Origin of the sequence: Actinocatenispora sera, from assembly GCF_018324685.1 — a bacterium.
In the GTDB taxonomy this organism is placed as follows: domain Bacteria; phylum Actinomycetota; class Actinomycetes; order Mycobacteriales; family Micromonosporaceae; genus Actinocatenispora; species Actinocatenispora sera.
In genome coordinates, this window is the sequence record NZ_AP023354.1 from 1914996 (window position 1) to 1935250 (window position 20255).

The window sequence follows — 20255 nt, forward strand, 5'->3', positions numbered from 1 at the left end:
CCCATGGCGGTTACCGGACGGGCCAGGCCGCGCCGCGACCTGGTGATGCAGGGCAGTCCAGCATGGCCGGAGATCTCGGCCGTGCTGTCCGACGGCGCGGTCTCGGTCGAGGTGTTACCGGTCGATCCGGCGGCCGGTGAGCGGTGCCTGCGCCGGATCGGCGCCACCGCGGACAGCTGGCTCGGCGCGATGGCCCTGCACACCGGCGGCGCGCTGGTCGACAACGGCTGGCTCCGGGTGTACGGCGGGGGCTGCCCGCAGCGCCGGATGCCCGACCTGGCGAGCGCCAACCCCGATCCGGAGGCGGCCGGTCATCTGCTTGTCGGCGCCGACGTGCTCGGCGGCCGGTACGTGATCCGGGGCCGCGACCCGGAACCCACCGAGTCCACTGTGGATAGTGTGGTGCTGCCCGGCCAGCCGGGCGAGATCTGTTACCTGGGGCCGGACACGCTGCGCTGGGAGCCGCTGTCCTGGGCGTACCGCGACTGGTTGTCGCTGCTGGTCGGCGGCGCGATCGTCGACTTCTACCACGATCTGCGCTGGCCGGGCTGGGAGGCGGAGGTGTCCGCGGTGCCGCCGGATCGGCTGCTGTCGCTCTACCCGCCGGTGTACACCAAGGAGGGCCGGGCGCGGCTCGCCGACTCCGAGCGCGAGGCCGTCGGCGCCGACGAGCTTTATGGCCTGCTCGACGAGCTCACCGCCGAACGCGCCGCCCGCGCCTGAGCTCCGCCCCGGCCGGGCAACGCCAACGTCGGGCCCGAACCGGAGGTGGGGTCAGCCGACCGCGGCGGCGCGCTTGCGGGCGCGGTGCGCGGCGACGTGCGAGCGGGTGGCGCAGCGCTCCGAGCAGAACCGCCGGCAGTTGTTCGACGAGGTGTCCAGGTAGACGTTGCCGCACTGCTCGTCGGCACAGACACCGAACCGGTCGCTGCCGTTCTCGCACAGCCAGACCGACAGCCCCCAGACCGCGCCGGCGATGTGCTCGGCGCTGGCGGTGGAGCCGCGGCCGGTGACGTGCACGTGCCAGGACTTGCCGTCATGGCCGGAGATGTGCGGCTGCACCGGATGGGCCACCAGCAGCGCGTTCAACTCGTCGACGGCCTCAGCGTCGCGGCCGCTGGCACCGAGCTCGAACACCCGCCGCAATCGCTTGCCGGCGCGACGCACGGCGACCAGATCGCGCTCGCCGGCTTCCTGTGCGGCCCGGGTGTCCGGGCCGAAGGCGACCGCCGGATCGACCGGGTCGTCGGCCGGGAGGTTCGCCAGTGTGACCGCCGTCTGCGCGTACGCGTCGAAGTCCACGAACCTACGTTAGACAAAATCGCGGTCCGTAACCAACCGGCGGGCCACCGTGGGGTCATTCCTCGTTCCCGATCGTGATGATCCCATCGGTCTGCGGGTAAAACGGCCAGCCGATCGCACCGCCGGCCAGCGCGGTGGCAGCAGGATCGGACAAAAGCACGGCAACAGCGGCCATGTCGCCGCAGGGGCCGGATCCTAGCCTCGATTCCGAACAACATCCCTGGACAACCGGGTGATCCGGGCCCGCGTCGGCCACCTTTCGCCGCCGCCGTGCCGGGCCGTCCGGCAGCGTCCGCATGCATGCGTACAGGAGAGTGGAGGTGTCGGCCATGCCAGGGTCCGCGGCAACGTCTCGCGTGCCGGGTGGTGCTCCGGCGCCGCCAGGTGCCGGGGCCGGCACGGGCCCGGTCGTACCGGCACGCCCGGTTCGGCCGGCGCGCCGCGCGGGGGGCGCACGGCGGCTGCGCGAAGCGGTCACCGCGTACGCGTTCCTCGGTCCGAGCCTGTTCGGGGTGCTGGCGTTCCTGCTGGCGCCGGTGGTGATCGTGGCGGTCGTCAGCCTGTTCCGGTGGAGCATGCTGGCGCCGCCGGAGTTCGTCGGGCTGGCGAACTACCGGCGGATGGCCGGGGACGGCACCGTGTGGCACTCGGTCGCGGTGACCGCGCTGTACGTGTTGATCGCGATCCCGACCCAGACGATCCTGGCGCTGCTGCTCGCGCTGCTGCTGAACACCAGGCTGCGCGGGATCCGGTTCCTGCGGGCGTTCTTCGTGATCCCGTGGATGGCGACGCCGGTGGTGATGGGCGAGGTCTGGAAGTGGATCTTCTCCACCCAGAACGGTGCGCTGGACGCCTTCCTCGGGCTGTTCGGGGTCGATCCGATCGCCTGGCTGTCGTCCGGTACCTGGGCGCTGCCCGCGGTGGCCGCGGTCGGCGTGTGGGGCGGGACCGGGTACACGATGCTGTTCTTCCTGGCCGGGCTGCAGGGCATCCCGGAGCACCTGTACGAGGCGTCCCGGCTGGACGGGGCCGGCCGGGTGCAGCAGTTCTTCGCGATCACCCTGCCGCTGCTGCGGCCGACCATGTTCTTCGTGCTGGTCACCAGCATCATCGGGTCGTTCCAGGTGTTCGACACGGTGTTCGCGATGACCAAGGGCGGGCCGGACGACGCGACCACGGTGCTCAACTTCAAGATCTACGCCACCGCGTTCCAGAACTTCGACGACGGGTACGCCTCGGCCCTGGCGATGCTGCTGTTCGGCCTGTTGTTGCTGCTGACGCTCGTCCAGGTGCTCTATTTCCGCAAGCGCACCACGTACGACTACAGCTAGGAGCGGCGACGATGAAGCGGGTGGCGGTGTATGCGGTGCTGGTGGTCGGCGCGTTCGTGTCGGTCTTCCCGTACCTGATGGTGGTGTTCACGTCGCTGAAGACCGCGCCGGAACTGAACTCGACGGCGCCGTGGCTGCCGGCGCTCCCGGGCACGCTGGACAACTTCGTCTCGCTGTTCGACGGTTCGATCGCGAACGTCTCGTTCGTCGCGTACCTGTGGCACACGGTGCTGCTCACCGTCGTACTGACGGTGGGGCAGCTGGTGTTCACCACGTTCGCCGCCTACGCCTTCGCCCGGATGCGGTTCCCCGGACGGCAACTGCTGTTCTGGGCCTACGTGGCGACGCTGATGGTGCCGAACGTGGTGACGATGATCCCGCTGTACCTGATCATGCGCCAGATCGGTTGGGTGGACACCTGGATGGGGCTGGTCGCGCCGTACGTTCTCGGCTCGCCGTACGGCATCTTCCTGATGCGGCAGTTCTTCCAGACGCTCCCGGCCGACCTGGAGGACGCGGCGCGCATCGACGGGGCGGGCACGATGTCGATCCTGCTGCGGGTGATCCTGCCGTTGAGCAAGCCGATCCTCGGCACCCTGACGATCCTGACCATCGTGTTCTCCTGGCACAACTTCCTCTGGCCGCTGATCATCAGCTCGTCGGACTCGACCCGGGTCGTGACGGTCGGGATCGCGTCGCTGCAAGGGAACCTGGGTGCCGACTACAACCTGATGATGGCCGGCAGCTTCGTCGCGCTGGTGCCGCTGATCGTGGTTTTCCTGCTGTTCCAACGTTCCATCGTGCGCTCGGTCGCCCTCACCGGCCTGAAGTGACCGCGCACCACCACACTTTCGTTCGTACGACCCGAGGAGACTGCACCATGCACGGATGGCAGAGGCGCTCGGTGCTCACCGCGATGACCGGCGGTGCCGCGGCGCTGGGACTGGTCGCCTGCGGCGGCGGCGCGAGCGGCGGCGGCAAGGGCAACGGCAAGGGCACGGTCGTGTTCCGCATCTGGGACGAGACCCAGCAGCCCGGCTACGAGAAGTCCGCGGCGGCCTTCCACCGGAAGCATCCCGACATCACCGTCAAGGTCGAGCAGCTGCCCTACCCGCAGTACTGGTCGAAGCTGACCACCGAGGTGGCCGCCGGCAAGGGGCCGGACATCTTCTGGAACACCGTCTCCTACTTTCCCGAGCTGGCCACCCAGGGCGTGCTGGTCGACCTGACCGACCTGATCAAGCAGGACTCGGTGGACATGTCGGCGTTCTACCCGCAGGTCGTCGACTCGTACCGGCACCAGGGAAAGCAGTACGGGATGCCGGCCGACTTCGGCGTGACGGGGATGGTGTACAACGCCGACCTGTTCCAGGCGGCCGGGCTGCCCCACCCGGGCCAGCTGACCTGGGCGCCGGACGGCTCCGGCACGCTGCTCGCGCTGGCGCGCAAGCTGACCGTGGACGAGAACGGCAGGCACCCGGACCAGGCCGGCTTCGACCCGAAGCACGTCAAGCAGTGGGGCTTCTGCGCCGAGAACCACAACCAGACGCAGTACCTGAACTGGATCCCGCAGAACGGCGGGACCTTCATGGACAAGCCGTTCGGGACGTTCACCTTCGACCAGCCGAAGGCGATCCAGGCGCTGCAGTGGCAGTCGGATCTGATCAACAAGTGGCACGTGGCGTTCCCGCCGTCGGCCGGCTCCGCGCTCGACCTGTTCAACCGCGGGCAGGTCGCGATGTACCCGTGCGTCAACGCGATCCTGCCGTTCATCGCGCCGAAGGTGAAGTTCACCGTCGGCGTCACCAACCTCCCGTCCGGGCCCGAGGGCGCGGCCAACAACGTCAACGGGCTCTCGTTCGCGCTGGCCAGGACCGGCCGGAACCAGAAGGCGGCCTGGGAGGTCGTCAAGTGGTTCGCGTCGGCCGAGTCGCAACACATCATGGGATCCGGCGGCTACGTCTGGCCGGCGCTGAAGTCCGAGGGGCAGTCCTACCTCGACTACTGGCAGGGCAAGGGGCAGGACTTCGGCCCGTTCCGGCAGGCGGCGACCGGGCCCACCACGTTGCTGCCGGAGACACCCGCCTGGAACGCCTGCGAGACCACTATCGACAACACCTTCCAGCCGATGTTCCAGGGCAGCAAGCCGGTCCCGGCCACCGCCCGCGGCCTCGTCAGCAAGCTCAACCAGCAGATCGCCACCAAGTAAAGGTAGTCGCGCATGCCGACCGACCCGGTGACCCTCACCACCGCGCCGCCCCCCGTGGACTCGCTCGACGTTCACGGGATGCGGCTGCACCTCGATGCCGATTCCGGCAAGCCGGAGGCGACGATCGTCACCGCCGCACCGGACGTACTGGAGGTTCGCGTCACCGCGCCGCCGGGCGCCGGGACGCTGGACATCGACTGGGACGTACCGGCCGACGATGCGACGGTGTACTGGCAGCCGGACTACGCGCAACGCCGGCACCTGCCGGCGGAGTGGGGGTCCCGGCGGTCGGTGAGCCTGCTGCGGTCCGCGCCGGTCGGTGCCCTGGTCGACGCCGCGGACCGCAACGTGGCGTGCTGGTCGCTGTCCGAGACCTCGCACCGGATCCAGGTGCGGCGCGAGGGAATCCGGGAGGAGTCGGCCCGGTTCCGTTGCACGGTGCGGATTTCCCTGTCCGGTACCGAGGATCCGGTGGTGCTGCGGGTCGACCGGCGCCGGTTGCCGTACTGGTCGGTGCTGGCCGACGTGGCGTCGTGGTGGGACGAACTGCTCCCGGAACCGCCGATGCCGGCGCCGCCGGCCGGTCGCGCGCCGACCTACTGCACCTGGTACTCGATGCATCAGGAGCTGACCGCGGATCGGATCGAACGGGCCGCCGAGGACGCTCGCGCGCTGGGGTTCGGTGCGCTGATCGTCGACGACGGCTGGCAGACCGACGACACCTCCCGCGGCTACTGGTACTGCGGTGACTGGGAGGTGGCGGCCGGCAAGATGGGCAGCCTGGCCGAGCACGTGGCGCGGGTGCGGTCGGCCGGCCTGAGCTACCTGCTGTGGCTGGCGCCGCCGCTGCTCGGCCGGCGTAGCCCGGCCCGAGCCCGGTTCGCCGACCGCACCCTGGGTTCGCTGTCCGCGCAGGACGCCGACATCCTCGACCCGCGCTACCCGGAGGTGCGGGCGCACCTGACCGACGTGTGCGCGCGCCTGCTGGACGGCACCGACGTGGACGGCTTCAAGCTCGACTTCCTGGACGCCTGGCTGGTCGCCGATCCGCCGCCGGCCGGGACCGGCACCGACGTACCGGACGTGGAGAGCGCGGTCGCGCGCTGGCTCACCGAGCTGCGGGCCGAGCTGACGAAGCGCCGGTCGACGGTGCTGCTGGAGTTCCGGCAGAACTACACCGGGCCGGCGATGCAGCGCTACGGCAACCTGTTCCGCGCCGCGGACTGCCCGATGGACATCGTCGACAACCGGACCCGGACACTCGACGTGCGCCTGCTGTTGCCCGGTCGTACCGTGCATTCGGACCCGATCCTGTGGAATCCCACCGGATCCGCGGTGTATGCCGCGGAGCAGTTGCTGTGCGCGCTGTTCAGCGTGCCGCAGGTGTCGGTGGAGCTGTCCGAGTTGCCGGCCGAGCATCGTCGGATGCTGTCGCACTGGCTGGGCTTCCACACCGCGCACTCGCAGACCCTGGTCGTCGGGGCGATCGAACCGTCCCGCCCGGACCTCGCGTACCCGGTGGTCCGGGCCCGGGGTGACGGCGAGACGATCGTCGCCGCCTACGCGAAGCTGCCGGTCACCGTTGACGACACCGACCCCCCGACGGTGATACTAGTCAACGCCACCGGCTCGGAGGGCCTGGTGGTCGACGTGGCGGCGGCGAACGGTGCGCGGGTGACCTCGGTGCGCGATCACTGCGGCGATCCGCTGCCGCTGCCGGCGACAGCGTTGTCGCCCGGCCTGACGAGACTCGCGGTACCCCGGGCCGGGTTGGTGGAGCTCGCGGTCGGCTGACGGTCGCGGCGGCACGGTGGCGCGCCCCGGCGACGGGGCGGGCGTACCGGTGGGAGGGAGCGGCGGTGTACACCGAGGTTCCGGCGCCGGATCTGTTGTGTGCCGGTCGGTTCGACGAGACGCCGGGGTTCACCGTGTACCGGGAGAACGGCGCCCGCAACTGGATGGTCAGCCTGACGGTCGCGAACCGCGGCGACTACTGGGCCGACGGCCGGCACGTGACGATCGAGACGGGCGACCTGGTGGTCATCGCACCGGGTGCGGTGCAGCACTACCGGGCGGCGCCGGACGGCCCGCCGTGGGGCTACTGGTGGGCGCACTTCCAGCCGCGGACGGCGTGGTTCTCGTGGCTGCGGCTGCCCGAGCTGGCGCCCGGGTTCAGCCTGACCCGGCTGGGCACCGGCGACCGGTTGCGCGAGGCCGTCGGGGCGTTCGAACGCGTGCACCGCAACGCGACGAAGGCGACGGTGCACGCGCCGGAGGGCCGGGTGGTGGAGACGCCGCGCAGCCGGACCGGCATCTTCGCCACCGAGCTGGCGCTGAACGCGATCGAGGAGATCCTGCTGCTCGCCGCGGTGGTGCACGAGCAGCGCCGGACGCAGATGCTGGACCCGCGGATCCAGCAGGTGCTGGACCGGATCGTCGCCGACCCGGCCCGTCCGGTCACGGTGGCCGAACTGGCCCGGGACGTCGCACTGTCCGCCTCCCGGCTGTCCCACCTGTTCCGCCGCGAGGTCGGCGACTCGATCGTGAACGTGGTGCTCGCGGTGCGGTTGCGCAAGGCCGCGTCGCTGTTGGAGTTCTCCGACCGCGCCGTCGGCCGGATCGCCGCGGACACCGGGTTCTGTTCTCCGTACTACTTCAGCCGGCAGTTCCACGCCCGGTACGGGCTGTCGCCCACGGCCTACCGCAGCCGGGTGCGCAGCCACCAACCGGTGTGACGCCACGGCGACGTGCCCGCAAGCTGGCGGCGACGGCGGCAGCATCGGGCAAAACCGTAGCGCGACACGCTATGGGGCTGCCCGCCGGGCGCTCGTAGGGTCGTGGCGTGTGCTGCCCCGGCACACCACCTCCCAGCCGGCCCCTCATTGTCCACTGTGGACTCATTGACGGCTCGTGGGGTGCCCCGGGACGACGGGAGAGCCATGCACGCCCCGATCAGTCGCCGTACGATCCTCGCCGCGGGCGGGGGCATCGCCGCCGCCACCGCCGTCGGCGGCACCGGACTCGCCACGGCTGCTGCGGCGGACCCGGCCAGTACCAACGGATACGTCGACGTCCAGCTGCTGAACATCACCGACCTGCACGGGTACCTCCAGCCGCCGGCGGACGGCAGCGGTGGCCTCATCACCGGTGCCGGCGGCGCCACGGTCCGGGTCGGCGGGGTCGCCTACCTCGCCAGTCACCTGAAGCGGATCAGGCGCAGCGATGCCAACTCGATCTTCTGCTCCGCCGGGGACAACTTCTCCGGCTGGCCGTACGAGGTCGACTCGCAGAACAACGAGCCCACCATCGAGGTCCTCAACAAGCTCGGGCTGCGCTTCTCCTCGGTCGGCAACCACGAGCTCGACAAGAGCACCGACTTCCTGCTGCACCACATGCAGGACGGGCACCGTTACCCGTACGACGAGCCGTTCGTCGACTTCGTCGACTCCACCGGCCGGCGCTTCCACGGCGCGGACTGGACGTTCCACACCGGAAACGTGGTGCACCGGGACGGCAACCGGCTCGTTGCCCCGGCGTACAACATCGAGTACGTGGACGCCGGGCGCGGCCGCCGGATCCCGATCGGCTTCATCCACCTGACCGTCGAAGGCTGCGTGGAAGGCCCCGGCTTCAACTGCTCGTACCAGCCGACACTCGCCACCACCGACCTGATCGCCGCGGCGAACCGGTCGGCCGCGGCGCTGAAACGCCGCGGCGTCAACGCGCTGATCGTGGTGATGCACGAGGGCGGGGTCGCCGGCAGCGACTACAACGCGGGTACCAACCCGACCGGGCCGGCGTTCGATCTCGCAGCGGTGGCCGACCCGGACATCGCCGCGATCGTCACCGGGCACTGGCACTGCCGGTTCAACATGATGGTGCCCGGACCGGACGGCGTGCCGCGGCCGGTCACCGAGGCCGGCTGCAACGGCCAGCTCGTCACCGAGGTCAACCTGAAGCTCGATCCGTCGTCCGGCCGGTTCGTCCGCGAGCTGACCAGCGCCACCAACCACGCGGTGACCCGGGACGTCCCGGCCGATCCGGAGGTACGGGACATCGTCGACTACTGGGTGGCCGCCGCGGATCGGCTGGCCGCCACCCCGATCGCCCGGCAGACCGGCGATCTGGTGCGCACCCCGAACGCCGACGGGGAGAGCACGCTCGGCAACTTCGTCGCCGACTTCATCCAGTGGGACGCCGAGCAGGACGGCCCGCGCGCCGCCGCCGAGTTCGCGTTCCTGCCGGTGCTGCCGCCGGTCGGGCGCAGCGCGCTGACCGGCGATCTGCCGTACGCCACGGAATCCAGCGAGGACGGCGTGATCTCCTACGGCGCGGCATGGCGGGCGTACGGGTTCGACTCGCCGATCGTCACGGTCACGATGACCGGCGATGCGTTCCGCCGCGGCCTGGAGCAGCAGTGGCAGACCCAGCCCGACGGTTCCGTGAAGTACGCGCCCGTCGCGGTCTCGCGCCAGGTCCGCTACCGCTACGACGTGACGAAGCCGGTCGGGCAGCGCATCGATCCGGCGACCGTGACGATCGACGGCGCGCCGCTCGACCCGGACCGCGGCTACCGGGTCGCGACCAACGCGTACACGGTGCTCGCCTACGACGGCTACCCGGCGTTCACCGAGTACACCGACGCGGTGCGGCACAGCCTCGACCACGAGGGCTTCATCCGGTACCTGCGGCTGCGCAAGGTGGTGTCGCCGCCGGCGCTGGGCCGTGCCCGGTCGGCGACCGGGGAGCACGCGCCGTCCGACACCCCGCCCACCGGGTCGGGGTCGGACGCCCGGCCCGAGCCACCCGGCGAGCCCAGCTCCCGCTGACCCACCCGGCGGTCCGGCCGGCGGCGCGCTCCGCCTGTGCCGGGCCGCTCGGCGGGGCGGGCGGTGAATCGGGCCGCCGGTGCGCCGGGCGGAGGTTCGGTTCGTGCCGGGCCGCTCGCGGGTCGGCGGTGACCGGCTCGTGTCGCGTGGGCGGGCAGGCGGCCTCGGGTCAGGCCGGCAGGCCCAGGTCGGCGAGGTCGATGCCGGCCGGACGCAGCAGCCAGTGGTGGCCGCCCAGTCCGGTCGGGTCGGTCACTTCGGCGGCGTGCGTGGCCGCCGCCAGCGCGCGCAGGTACCCGGCCGGGTCGGTCGCCGCGTCCGCGAGCGGCGGCCGGGCCCCGGTGACCCCGAGCGCGCGCAGCGCCTCGCGCTGGCGTACCAGCAGATCGCCCGGGGCGAGCAGGGAGTCCCAGGCCACGTGCGCGGTCAGGTCGGTCGACCCGTCCGGTACCGGCGGCACCTGCCGGCCGTCGCGGTAGCCGGTCAGCGTGCCCGGGTACGGCCGGGCGCCGGCATGGTGACCGTAGTCGACGGCGACCGCGACGCCCCGTACCAGCCGGGCGGTGGCGTCGGCCCACGCGTCGTCTCGTGGATGACCGATCTCGGCGCGCGCCCCCGGCCCGGCCAGCGGCCAGTGACGGTCGAGCCAGCCGGCGTCCCGGCCGGTCAGCGGCGGGCCGAGTGTCTCGGCGCCGGTCGCCGGGTCGACCAGGACGAGCCGCGGCACCCCGTCCGGCCCGGCCTCGGCCACGTCCACCGGTACGTTGTCGAGCCACTCGGTGGCCAGCAGCAGCCCGGTGACCTGTGCCGGTAGCTCGTGCCGCCAGTCGACCGGGGACGGCAGCAGCCGGGGACGCGGTGCGAGATCGACGCCGGTGTACCGGACCCGGCCGGCCAGTTCGGTGGGCGTACCCGCAGCGAGCGCGGTCAGCAGCTCGCCGCCACCGGCGCCCACGTCGACCACGTCCAGGCGCGCCGGTCGGCCGAGCGCCGCGTCCAGCCGTACCAGCAGGGCGCCGATCGCGCGGGCCATCGGCACCGTCTGCGCGCTGGTCCGGAAGTGCCCGGCCGGCCCGGCGCCGGTGGTGAAGAACCCCTGATCGCCGTACAGCGCCGTCTCCATCGCCGTCCGCCACCGCACCGGAGCGCCCGTGTCCGCCATCCCACCATCCTGCCGCCCGGCCCGCCGGCCGGCCCGCTCCGGCGCGGGCGGGCCGGCACGTACCGTGGCACTGGTGTTGGGGTGGATCCGGCGGGCCTTCCGGCTGCCGCTTCGGTCGGTGGCGTTCGACGCGTCCGCCGCGGCGATCGTGGCCGCCTTCTCCGGTTTCGTACTGTTCGCGAGCGAGTGGTGGAGCGGCCTGATCGGGTTCGGGATGGCCGTCACGCTGCTGCCGCGGCGGCGCTGGCCGGTCCCGGCGTTCGCGGTCATCTGCGTGCTCGGGCTGCTGCAGCTGATCCTCGCCGGCCGGATCCAGGCGTACGACATCGCCGTGCTGCTGGCGATGTACACGGTGGTGAAGTACGCGGACCGGATGGCCTGGGCGTGGCTCGCCGCGGCGACCGTCGTCGTCGGCTGCGCCGTCTTCGGCCTGATCGGCAACGGCACGCCGCCGGAGACCTGGTACCGGCGCGGCGCCACGCTGCTGATCTGGGCGATCCCGGTCTGGCTGACCGGTCTGGTGCTGCGCACCCGCCGCCTCTACGTGCGCAGCCTGGAGGAACGTGCCCGTACCGCCGAGCAGGAGCGCGACCAGCGGGCCCGGCTGGCCGTCTCCGACGAGCGCAGCCGCATCGCCCGGGAACTGCACGACGTGGTCGCGCACAGCCTCGCCGTGATGATCGCCCAGGCCGACGGTGCCTCGTACGCGCTCGCCGGCGATCCGGCCACCGCCCGGGACGCCGTGCGTACCGTCGCCGACACCGGCCGCGGCGCGCTCGCCGAGATGCGCCGGCTGGTCGCCGTGCTGCGCGACCGCGGTGCCGACGACCCGGCCGCCGACCGCCGGACCGAGCGGCTCAACGACCTGTCCGTCCTGCTCGACGGGTTCCAGCGGGCCGGGCTGCGGGTCGCGGTGACCACCTCGGGCCGGCCCCGGCCGCTGCCGCACGGCCTCGAACTCGCCGGGTACCGGATCGTGCAGGAGTCGCTGACCAACGTGCTCAAGCACGCCGGCGCCGGCACGGACACCACCGTGGAGATCCGGTACCGGTCGGAATCGGTCACCGTCACCGTGCTCGACGGCGGCTCGCTCGACTCGGCGGTACCGGACCCGGTGCCCGGCGGCCACGGCCTGCTCGGCATGCGCGAACGGGTCGGTGTCTACGGCGGTACGTTCTCCGCCGGCCCGCGCCGCGGCGCCCCGGGATGGCAGGTCACCGCCACCCTCCCGATCCCTGCCGACGCCAGCTCCCCGCCGGATCCCGAGCACGCGACCACACCACCGGCCCCGCGCGAGGCCTGCACCGAGGCAGATCCCGGCCCCGCCGCCTCGCTGTCGGGCCCGGGCGGTGCCGCCTCGCCGTCGGATTCTGGCGACCGCGCCACGCTGCCGGATCGCGCCGACCCCGCGGTACCGGACCTCGGCGCGCCGGCCGAGCCCGGCGCGCCCGGGGCCGCGCCGGGTGGCTCGATGGCCGGCGAACCGGCCCCGCACGGTACGGTCGGCGCACGGCCGGCGAGGGAAGGGCAGCAACTCCGATGACGATCCGGGTGGTGCTGGTCGACGACCAGGAGCTGGTCCGCGCCGGGTTCCGGATGGTGCTCGGCGCGCAGCCGGACATCGAGGTCGTCGGCGAGGCGGGCGACGGCGCGGCGGCACTGGCACTGCTCGACCGGGTGGCCGCGGACGTCGTGGTGATGGACCTGCGGATGCCGCTGCTGGACGGTGTCGAGGCCACTCGCCGGCTGCTCGCCGACTCGCGTCCGGACCGCCCCCGGGTGCTCGCCCTGACCACCTTCGACACCGACGAGGACGCGTTCGCCGCGCTGCACGCCGGCGCCAGCGGTTTCCTGCTGAAGAACGTGCCGCCGGAGGACCTGCTCACCGCGATCCGCGTCGTCGCGTCCGGTGACTCCGTCGTCGCGCCGCGGGTCACCCGCCGGCTGCTCGACCGGTTCGCCGGGGAACTGACCGCCCCGCCGCGGCCCGACACCCGCCTCGGCACCCTGACCGAGCGGGAACGCCAGGTGCTGCTGCTCGTCGCCGAGGGGCTCTCGAACGCCGAGATCGCCGAGCGGCTCGTGGTCGCCGAGGCGACCGTCAAGACGCACATCGGCCGGATCCTGACCAAGCTCGACCTGCGCGACCGCGTCCAGGCCGTCGTCTTCGCGTACGAGACCGGCCTGGTCCGCCCCGGCACCTGACCGCATCGTCGTCGGCGACGGCGCGGGCAGCGCGTGCGGGGTGCGGCGGCCGCCGCGCCGGGGCGACGACGGGGCGGGCGCGGTCAGCGCGCCGCGAGTATCGCGTCGAGCAGGGGTGCGGGGCCGGAACGGAAGACGTCGACGGCGGGCAGCCCGGTCTCGCCGGTGGCCGCGGCGATCGCGTCGGCCGCCTCGGACTCGGACAGGTGGCCGGTGTTCAGCGCGATCGCGACCACCCGGGCGGCGGGCCCGCCGCCCCAGGTGGCGGCCGCCTCGTTCATCGCCACCACCTGCGGCAGCGGCGGGATCGGCAGCGGCAGGTGGCCCAGGTCGCGGGCGCCGGCGATGTGGCAGAGCACCAGGGCGTCCGGTGCGGTGCCGTGCAGCAGGCCGAGGCTGACCCCGGAGTACCAGGGATGGTTGAGGGCGGCCTGCCCCTCCACGAAGACGAGGTCGTGCTCGGCGGTGGCCGCGCACACGTGCTGGTGCATCAGGGTCGGCAGGAAGTCGGCCACCACGTGATCGGCCGGTACGCCGTCGCCGGCGACCAGGATGCCAGTCTGTCCGGTCGCGACGAACCGGGAGGACAGGCCGCGGCGGGCGGCCTCGCGGTCGAGCTCGACCATCGTGGTCATCTTTCCCGCGTTGCAGTCGGAGCCGACGGCGAGCACGGTGTGGCTGCCGGGTCGGTGGGTGCTCCCCGCGGTACCGACCCGGACGTCCTGCTGCGGTGGCCGGCGCAGGTCCCAGATCTGCCGGCCGGCCCGGTCGGCGGCGGCGGACAGCTCCGGGTCGTCGCCGAGCTGGTGGTGCAGCCCGCAGACCACGTCGAGTTTCGCCTCCAGCGCGGCGAGGATGCGATCACGCAGGCCCGGCGGGAGCGTCGACTGCATCGGCGAGATGCCCACGACGAACGTGTCCGGCCCGTACCGCAGGGCCGCGTCCAGGTCGTCGACGACCGGGATCGCCGGCACCCGCGGATCCCCGGTACGGTCCCGGGCGGTCCGGCCGGAGTGCGCGCTGTCGATCACCGCCACCACGTCGTCCGACCGGTACCGCAGCGCGCCGAGCGCGAGCTTGGGGCCCGTGCCGTCGAAGACGCCCTCGGCGTCGATCACCATCCGCACCGCTGTGCCCCTTCCGTCACCGTCCCGCGCCGTCGGCCGGTGCTTCCCGCCCAACTGCGTCGGGCACACCTTAGAGCGTGTGCCACGCAGATGCACTCGGCCCAGGGGGCGAACCGCCGGAACCGCCGCAGAACGCCCAGCGCGATGAGAACTTACCCACAGGCCGGATTCTCGGGCCCGTGAACGATGCCACAAGCTGTGTCGGGCCCGCACCGGGGCGGGCAATACTTGCCGTGACCGGTACCTGTAGGAGGACTGGATCTTCGATGAACATGGCAATGACCGGCCGGCGGCCGGCGAGGGGTGCGGTGGTCACCGGGCGGAGGCGGCCGTGAGCCCGAGCGGGCCGAGTCCGCAGGACCGGCCGGGGCGGCTCTCGGTCGGGGTGATCGGCGCCGGCCGGGTGGGCTCGGTGCTGGCCGCGGCGCTGCGCCGGGCCGGCCATTCGGTGTCCGGCGCGACGGCCGTGTCGGCGGCGTCGGTGGCACGGGTCGAGCGGCTGCTCCCCGGTACCCCGATCCGGCCGGCCGACGAGGTGGCGGCGTCCGCCGACCTGCTGCTGCTCGGGGTGCCGGACGACGCGCTGCGCGGGCTGGTCGAGGGGCTGGCCGCGACCGACGCGTTCCGAGCCGGGCAGCTGATCGTGCACCCGAGCGGGGCGTACGGGATCGACGTGCTGGAGCCGGTTCTCGCGCACGGCGGCCTGCCGATGGCGCTGCATCCGGCGATGACGTTCACCGGCCGGCCCGAGGATCTGGAGCGGCTGTCCGACGTGTCGTTCGGGGTGACCGCGCCCGAACCGCTGCGGCCGGCGGCCGAGGTGCTCGTCCTGGAGATGGGCGGGGAGCCGCAGTGGGTGGCCGAGGAGCACCGACCGCTCTACCACGCCGCCCTGACGCACGGCGCGAACCACCTGGTGACGCTCGTGAACGAGGCGGTCGACCTGCTTCGCCAGGCCGGCGTGGTGCATCCGGAGCGGATGATCGCGCCGCTGCTGTCCGCCGCGCTGGACAACACGCTGCGGTTGGGCGACGCCGCGCTGACCGGCCCGGTGTCCCGCGGCGACGCCGGTACGGTGCGGCGGCACGTCGCGGCGGTCGGCGCGCAGGCGCCGGACTCGGTCGCCGCCTACCTGGCCCTGGCCCGGCGCACCGCCGACCGGGCGATCGCGGCCGGCCGGTTGCGGCCGACCGATGCGGAGGCGCTGCTCGGCGTGCTGGCCGAGCGTACGGATCGGACCGGATCATGATCGTGGTGCGGGACAAGGACACGCTGCACAAGGTCCGAAGTGGACTGTCCGGTGTGGTCGGGGTGGTGATGACGATGGGCGCGCTGCACGACGGGCACCGGGCGCTGATCGAGGCGGCCCGCGCGCAGTGCGACGCGGTGCTGGTGACGATCTTCGTCAACCCGCTGCAGTTCGGCCCGAACGAGGACCTGGACCGCTACCCGAGGCCGCTGGACGACGACCTCGCGCTGAGCGAGCAGGCCGGTGTCGACGTCGTCTTCGCGCCGAACGAGGCGGAGATGTACCCGAGCTGGCCGCCGGCGGTACGGGTCGATCCCGGTCCGCTGGGTCGCGAGCTGGAGGGTGCGAGCCGGCCCGGCTTCTTCGACGGGGTGCTGACCGTCGTGCTCAAGCTGCTGCACCTGACGGCGCCGCACGCGGTGTTCTTCGGCGAGAAGGACTACCAGCAGCTGGCGCTGGTCCGGCGGATGGTGCGCGACCTGGACGTGCGTACCGACGCCGCACCGGTACGGGTCGTCGGGGTGCCGACGATCCGGGAGCCGAGCGGGCTGGCCCGCTCCAGCCGCAACTCCTACCTGTCCGGGCCCGACCGGGATGCGGCGCTGGCGCTGTCCGCGGCGTTGCGGGCGGGCGCCGAGGCGGCGGTCGGCGGCCCGGTGGCGGCGCTCGCCGCGGCCCGGGTGGTGCTCGACGCGGCGCCGGTCGAGCTGGACTACCTGACGTTGACCGGCCCCGACCTGGGGCCGGCACCCGAGGTGGGCCCGGGGCGGCTGCTCGTCGCCGCCCGCGTCGGTACCACCCGGCTGATCGACAACCTGCACGTCGACTTGGGGCCTGACTCAGAATCCCGCGGGCCGGCTGCGGGTTCCAAGACGGGCCCTGGTGGCCACAAGCCGTCCACGGCGCAGGAGTAGGGGAGACCATGTTCCGAACGATGCTCAAGTCGAAGATCCACCGGGCCACGGTGACGCAGGCGGACCTGCACTACGTGGGCTCGGTGACGATCGACGCCGACCTGATGGCCGCGGCGGACCTGTTGGAGGGCGAGCAGGTCTCCATCGTGGACATCACCAACGGCGCCCGGCTGGAGACGTACGTGATTCCCGGTGCGCCGGGGTCCGGCGTGATCGGCATCAACGGCGCGGCGGCACACCTGGTGCACCCGGACGACCTGGTCATCATCATGTCGTACGCGGCGATGGACGAGACGCAGTCCCGGCAGTACCGCCCGCACGTGGTGCACGTCGACCGGGACAACCGGATCATCGAGCTGGGCAGCGATCCGGCCGCCGCACCGGCCGGCATCGCCGGCGATCCGGTGCCCGGCAACCTGGTCGCGGCGTCCACTGTGGACGCCCGGTGACCGCGCCGGCCGCGGCGGTGCGGCAGCTGACGGTGCCGCACCGGCTCGCCGCGAGCGACCCGGGCTGGACGGACGAGACCGACGTCTGCGTGATCGGTTCCGGTGTCGCCGGCCTGACCGCGGCGCTGCACGCCCGGCAGGCCGGGCTGCGGGTCACCGTGGTGACCAAGGAGCGCATCGACGACGGCTCGACCCGGTGGGCGCAGGGCGGGATCGCGGCGGTCCTGGACCCGCACGACACCCCCGCCGCGCACGCCGAGGACACCCACATCGCCGGCGTCGGGCTGTGCGATCCGGCCGCGGTGGACGTGCTGGTGACCGAGGGGCCGGCGCGGGTGCGCGAGCTGATCCGGTTCGGCGCCGAGTTCGACCGCAACGACGACGGATCGCTCGCGCTGACCCGGGAGGGTGGCCACCACGCGAACCGGATCGTGCACGCGGGTGGCGACGCCAGCGGTGCCGAGGTGCAGCGCGCGCTGCACGCCGCGGTACGCCGGGATCCGTGGATCAAGCTGGTGGAGCACGCGCTGGTGCTCGACCTGCTGACCGACCGCACCGGACGGGCGGCCGGGGTGACCCTGCACGTCCTGGACGAGGGCAGCTCGGACGGCGTCGGCGCGATCCTGGCCCGCGCGGTGGTGCTCGCCACCGGCGGCATGGGCCAGGTGTTCGCCGCCACCACGAACCCGGTGGTGTCCACAGGGGACGGTGTGGGCCTCGCCCTGCGCGCTGGCGCCGCGGTGACCGACCTGGAGTTCCTCCAGTTCCATCCGACCTCGCTGTACCTCGGCGGCCGGGACGAGCTGGCGCAGCAGCCGCTGGTGTCCGAGGCGCTGCGCGGTGAGGGCGGGTACCTGGTCGACGCGGCCGGCAACCGCTTCATGCTCGGCCGGCACGAGCTGGCCGAGCTGGCGCCGCGGGACGTGGTGGCGAAGAACATCGTCCGCACGATGCTCGCGCAGCAGGTCGAGCACGTGTTCCTGGATGCCCGGCACCTCGGCCGGGAGATGCTGGAGCGCCGGTTCCCGACGATCACCGCGCTCTGCCGCCAGGCCGGCATCGACCCGGTGACCGACCCGATCCCGGTGGCACCGGCGGCGCACTACGCGCCGGGCGGGGTGCGCACCGACCTGTCCGGCCGCACCAGCGTGCCCGGCCTGTACGCGTGCGGCGAGGTGGCGTGCACCGGCGTGCACGGCGCGAACCGGCTGGCCTCCAACTCGCTGCTGGAGGCGCTGGTGTTCTCCGCCCGGATCTGCGCCGATCTGGCCCGGGACCTGCCGCCACAGGCGGACCCGGTCGCGACCGAGGGCACCGCGTGGGCGGTCGACCCGTCGGTACGCGAGCGGCTGCAGAAGACGATGTCCCGGGGTGCCGGGGTGCTGCGCAGCGGCGATTCGCTGGCCGCGACCGCGGCCGAGGTGGCCGAGCTGGCCGAGGCCCGGGCGCCCGCGTCGGCACCGGCCTGGGAGGCGACGAACCTGGTGACGGTCGCGGGTACGTTGCTCGCCGCCGCGTCCAGCCGGCGGGAGACCCGGGGCTGCCACTGGCGGGAGGACTTCGCCGATGCCGATCCGGCGTGGCTGGGCCACCTGGTCGCCACGATCGGACCGGGCGGCCAGATCGCTCAGACCTTCGAGGAGTCGCGGTGACCACCGTCGTACTAGGACAGTCCATAGTGGACTACGTGGCCGCCGCCGGGCTGGATCCGGGCCTGGTGTCGGACACCGTGCGGCGAGCGCTGGCCGAGGATCTCGGCCCGGACGGGCTGGACGTGACCAGCGTGGCGACGATACCGGCCGAGCAGCTCGACGTGGCCGACATCATCGCGCGGGCGGACGGCGTGGTCGCCGGGCTGCCGGTCGCCGCGGCGGTGTTCGACCTCGCCTCGGGTGGCGCGACGAGCTTCCAGGCGCGGGTACCGGAGGGTGCGGCGGTGCGCCGCGGCGACGTGCTGGCCGAGGTGGCCGGTCCGGCCCGGGCGCTGCTGACCGCCGAACGCACCGCGCTCAACCTGCTCTGCCGGGCGAGCGGGGTGGCCACCCACACCCGGCGCTGGGCCGACGCGCTGGCCGGCACCGGCGCCACCGTCCTGGACACCCGCAAGACCACGCCCGGCCTGCGCTTCCTGGAGAAGTACGCGGTGCGCGCGGGCGGCGGTACGAACAAGCGGATGGGCCTGTACGACGTCGCGATGATCAAGGACAACCACGTGGTCGCCGCCGGCGGCATCACCGCGGCGTACCGGCGGGTGCGGGAGCGGTTCCCGGACGTGCCGGTGCAGGTCGAGGTGACCACGGTGGCCGAGGCGTTGGAGGCGGTCGGCGCCGGGGCCGACTTCCTGTTGTGCGACAACATGTCCACCGATCTGCTGCGCGAGGTGGTCGTCGCGGTCGACGGCCGGGCCGAGCTGGAGGCCACCGGCGGGCTGACCCTGGAGGTGGCCGCCGACTACGGCGCGACGGGCGTCGACTACCTGTCGGTCGGCGCGCTGACGCACTCGTCGCCGATCCTGGACATCGCGATGGACCTGCGACCCCGGGCGACCGACGCCGACACCGGGGGTCGCTGATGCTGCTCGCCATCGACGTCGGGAACACCAACACCGTGCTCGCCACGTTCGACGGGGAGATCCTGACCCGGTCGTGGCGGATCAAGACCGACAGCCGGCACACCGCGGACGAGCTGGCGCTGACGATCCGCGGGCTGCTGGACGGCGCGAAGATCACCGGCATCGCGGCCTGCTCGACCGTCCCGGCGGTACTGCACGAGCTGCGGCTGATGTTCGCCGGGTACTACCCGCAGGTGCCGGTGGTGGTGGTCGAGCCCGGCGTGCGCACCGGCGTGCAGCTGACCTACAACAACCCGCGCGAGGTCGGTACCGACCGGGTGATGAACACGCTCGCCGCGCACACCCTGTACGGCGGGCCGACGGTGGTGGTCGACTTCGGCACCTCGACCAGCTTCGACGTGGTGAGCGCGCGCGGCGAGTTCCTCGGCGGCGCGCTCGCCCCCGGCGTCGAGATCTCCGCGGACGCGCTCGCGGCGCGGGCCGCGCAGCTGGTCAAGGTGGAGCTGACCCGGCCGCCGCGGGCGGTCGGCAAGAACACCGTCGAGGCGCTGCAGTCCGGCATCCTGTACGGGTTCGCCGGCCAGGTGGACGGCATCGTCGGCCGGATCGCCGCCGAGGTCGGCGAGCTGCGCGCGGTGGTGGCGACCGGCGGGCTGGCGCCGCTGATCGTCGGCGAGTGCCGCACCGTCACCCACCACGAGCCGCACCTGACCCTGATCGGCCTGCGCCTGGTGCACGCGAAGAACGTCTGACGAGCCTCCGGCTGCTGCGTCCGACCTGCGGCGATGGAGACTGATCGGTACCCGATCGACGATCATGCATTGATTTCGGCGGTTTGTCGTCCTTACCATCCATCCGGACGTGTTCCACCAGTTGCGGACCCTCCGCCCTCACGGCGGGTCCCCA

General features: G+C 72.9%; 18 protein-coding genes and 1 pseudogene. 15 read left to right on the plus strand and 4 right to left on the minus strand.

The features are described from left to right. The first annotated feature begins 3 nt into the window (after positions 1-3). Positions 4-723, plus strand: coding sequence for a DUF2625 family protein (locus Asera_RS09180; RefSeq protein WP_084131619.1), 720 nt, complete (start codon positions 4-6; stop codon positions 721-723). 51 nt (positions 724-774) lie between these two features. Here the strand turns inward: Asera_RS09180 and Asera_RS09185 are convergent, their stop codons facing one another. Continuing rightward, the gene (locus tag Asera_RS09185; protein WP_030446520.1) at positions 775-1302 is read right to left on the minus strand and encodes a CGNR zinc finger domain-containing protein; all 528 of its coding nucleotides are present in this window, start codon (positions 1300-1302) and stop codon (positions 775-777) included. 55 nt (positions 1303-1357) lie between these two features. After that, on the minus strand, positions 1358-1633 hold the full coding sequence (locus Asera_RS09190) for a hypothetical protein (RefSeq protein WP_212804542.1): 276 nt from the start codon (positions 1631-1633) through the stop codon (positions 1358-1360). A 181-nt stretch (positions 1634-1814) separates the two neighbouring features. On the opposite strand from Asera_RS09190, the gene Asera_RS09195 reads away from it, so the two are divergent. The 6 genes from Asera_RS09195 (at position 1815) to Asera_RS09220 (ending at position 9671) form a co-directional block, all read left to right on the plus strand. Further along, positions 1815-2633: a carbohydrate ABC transporter permease gene (locus tag Asera_RS09195; RefSeq protein WP_244843808.1), complete on the plus strand. Its 819-nt coding sequence runs from the start codon at positions 1815-1817 to the stop codon at positions 2631-2633. Positions 2634-2644: 11 nt separating this feature from the next. Continuing rightward, entirely contained in the window at positions 2645-3466 is an 822-nt protein-coding gene (locus tag Asera_RS09200) for a carbohydrate ABC transporter permease (RefSeq protein ID WP_030446522.1), read from the plus strand. 47 nt (positions 3467-3513) lie between these two features. Next, positions 3514-4842 carry an ABC transporter substrate-binding protein gene (locus tag Asera_RS09205; RefSeq protein WP_051802295.1) on the plus strand — a complete coding sequence of 443 codons (1329 nt, stop codon included), beginning with the start codon at positions 3514-3516 and terminating at the stop codon, positions 4840-4842. A gap of 12 nt (positions 4843-4854) precedes the next feature. Then, on the plus strand, positions 4855-6636 hold the full coding sequence (locus Asera_RS09210; RefSeq protein WP_051802296.1) for a glycoside hydrolase family 36 protein: 1782 nt from the start codon (positions 4855-4857) through the stop codon (positions 6634-6636). Between the two features lie 65 nt (positions 6637-6701). Continuing rightward, complete coding sequence (locus Asera_RS09215) at positions 6702-7577, plus strand: helix-turn-helix domain-containing protein (RefSeq protein ID WP_030446525.1); 876 nt, start codon at positions 6702-6704, stop codon at positions 7575-7577. A 204-nt stretch (positions 7578-7781) separates the two neighbouring features. After that, positions 7782-9671: a bifunctional metallophosphatase/5'-nucleotidase gene (locus Asera_RS09220; RefSeq protein ID WP_084131620.1), complete on the plus strand. Its 1890-nt coding sequence runs from the start codon at positions 7782-7784 to the stop codon at positions 9669-9671. A gap of 169 nt (positions 9672-9840) precedes the next feature. On the opposite strand, the gene Asera_RS09225 is transcribed toward Asera_RS09220, so the two are convergent. Beyond that, the gene (locus Asera_RS09225) at positions 9841-10833 is read right to left on the minus strand and encodes an SAM-dependent methyltransferase (RefSeq protein ID WP_030446527.1); all 993 of its coding nucleotides are present in this window, start codon (positions 10831-10833) and stop codon (positions 9841-9843) included. A 73-nt stretch (positions 10834-10906) separates the two neighbouring features. Between Asera_RS09225 and Asera_RS09230 the strand changes: the two genes are divergently transcribed. Together Asera_RS09230 and Asera_RS09235 are read left to right on the plus strand one after the other, a co-directional pair. Next, positions 10907-12376: a sensor histidine kinase gene (locus Asera_RS09230; RefSeq protein ID WP_244843809.1), complete on the plus strand. Its 1470-nt coding sequence runs from the start codon at positions 10907-10909 to the stop codon at positions 12374-12376. Further along, entirely contained in the window at positions 12373-13038 is a 666-nt protein-coding gene (locus Asera_RS09235) for a response regulator (protein WP_030446529.1), read from the plus strand. Before Asera_RS09230 ends, Asera_RS09235 begins: the two co-directional genes overlap by 4 nt. Before the next feature lie 83 nt (positions 13039-13121). Here the strand turns inward: Asera_RS09235 and Asera_RS09240 are convergent, their stop codons facing one another. Further along, positions 13122-14159 (minus strand): N-acetyltransferase DgcN family protein, encoded by a 1038-nt coding sequence (locus tag Asera_RS09240; RefSeq protein ID WP_030446530.1) that lies wholly within the window; start codon positions 14157-14159, stop codon positions 13122-13124. Between the two features lie 337 nt (positions 14160-14496). On the opposite strand from Asera_RS09240, the gene Asera_RS09245 reads away from it, so the two are divergent. The 6 genes and pseudogenes from Asera_RS09245 (at position 14497) to Asera_RS09270 (ending at position 20101) form a co-directional block, all read left to right on the plus strand. After that, a complete protein-coding gene (locus tag Asera_RS09245; RefSeq protein ID WP_030446531.1) occupies positions 14497-15414 on the plus strand; it encodes a Rossmann-like and DUF2520 domain-containing protein in 918 nt (305 codons plus the stop codon). Beyond that, a pseudogene (panC, locus tag Asera_RS09250) lies at positions 15411-16256 on the plus strand (pantoate--beta-alanine ligase); the annotation flags it as partial. The gene Asera_RS09245 and the pseudogene panC, both read left to right, overlap by 4 nt. Positions 16257-16336: 80 nt before the next feature. After that, positions 16337-16777, plus strand: coding sequence for an aspartate 1-decarboxylase (panD, locus tag Asera_RS09255; protein WP_030446533.1), 441 nt, complete (start codon positions 16337-16339; stop codon positions 16775-16777). Further along, the gene (locus Asera_RS09260) at positions 16774-18429 is read left to right on the plus strand and encodes an L-aspartate oxidase (protein ID WP_084131622.1); all 1656 of its coding nucleotides are present in this window, start codon (positions 16774-16776) and stop codon (positions 18427-18429) included. Before panD ends, Asera_RS09260 begins: the two co-directional genes overlap by 4 nt. A 23-nt stretch (positions 18430-18452) precedes the next feature. Next, entirely contained in the window at positions 18453-19349 is an 897-nt protein-coding gene (gene nadC, locus Asera_RS09265; protein WP_035296914.1) for a carboxylating nicotinate-nucleotide diphosphorylase, read from the plus strand. Then, positions 19349-20101 (plus strand): type III pantothenate kinase, encoded by a 753-nt coding sequence (locus Asera_RS09270; RefSeq protein WP_030446536.1) that lies wholly within the window; start codon positions 19349-19351, stop codon positions 20099-20101. Before nadC ends, Asera_RS09270 begins: the two co-directional genes overlap by 1 nt. Positions 20102-20255 lie beyond the last annotated feature (154 nt).

What these genes read in the sequence shown, in the direction of transcription:
- Asera_RS09180 (WP_084131619.1), top strand. Translation starts at nt 4, where the DNA reads ATGGCGGTTACCGGACGGGCCAGGCCGCGCCGCGACCTGGTGATGCAG.
- Asera_RS09190 (WP_212804542.1), bottom strand. Translation starts at nt 1,633, where the DNA reads ATGGCCGACACCTCCACTCTCCTGTACGCATGCATGCGGACGCTGCCG.
- Asera_RS09200 (WP_030446522.1), top strand. Translation starts at nt 2,645, where the DNA reads ATGAAGCGGGTGGCGGTGTATGCGGTGCTGGTGGTCGGCGCGTTCGTG.
- Asera_RS09205 (WP_051802295.1), top strand. Translation starts at nt 3,514, where the DNA reads ATGCACGGATGGCAGAGGCGCTCGGTGCTCACCGCGATGACCGGCGGT.
- Asera_RS09210 (WP_051802296.1), top strand. Translation starts at nt 4,855, where the DNA reads ATGCCGACCGACCCGGTGACCCTCACCACCGCGCCGCCCCCCGTGGAC.
- Asera_RS09220 (WP_084131620.1), top strand. Translation starts at nt 7,782, where the DNA reads ATGCACGCCCCGATCAGTCGCCGTACGATCCTCGCCGCGGGCGGGGGC.
- Asera_RS09225 (WP_030446527.1), bottom strand. Translation starts at nt 10,833, where the DNA reads ATGGCGGACACGGGCGCTCCGGTGCGGTGGCGGACGGCGATGGAGACG.
- Asera_RS09235 (WP_030446529.1), top strand. Translation starts at nt 12,373, where the DNA reads ATGACGATCCGGGTGGTGCTGGTCGACGACCAGGAGCTGGTCCGCGCC.
- Asera_RS09240 (WP_030446530.1), bottom strand. Translation starts at nt 14,159, where the DNA reads ATGGTGATCGACGCCGAGGGCGTCTTCGACGGCACGGGCCCCAAGCTC.
- panD (WP_030446533.1), top strand. Translation starts at nt 16,337, where the DNA reads ATGTTCCGAACGATGCTCAAGTCGAAGATCCACCGGGCCACGGTGACG.
- Asera_RS09270 (WP_030446536.1), top strand. Translation starts at nt 19,349, where the DNA reads ATGCTGCTCGCCATCGACGTCGGGAACACCAACACCGTGCTCGCCACG.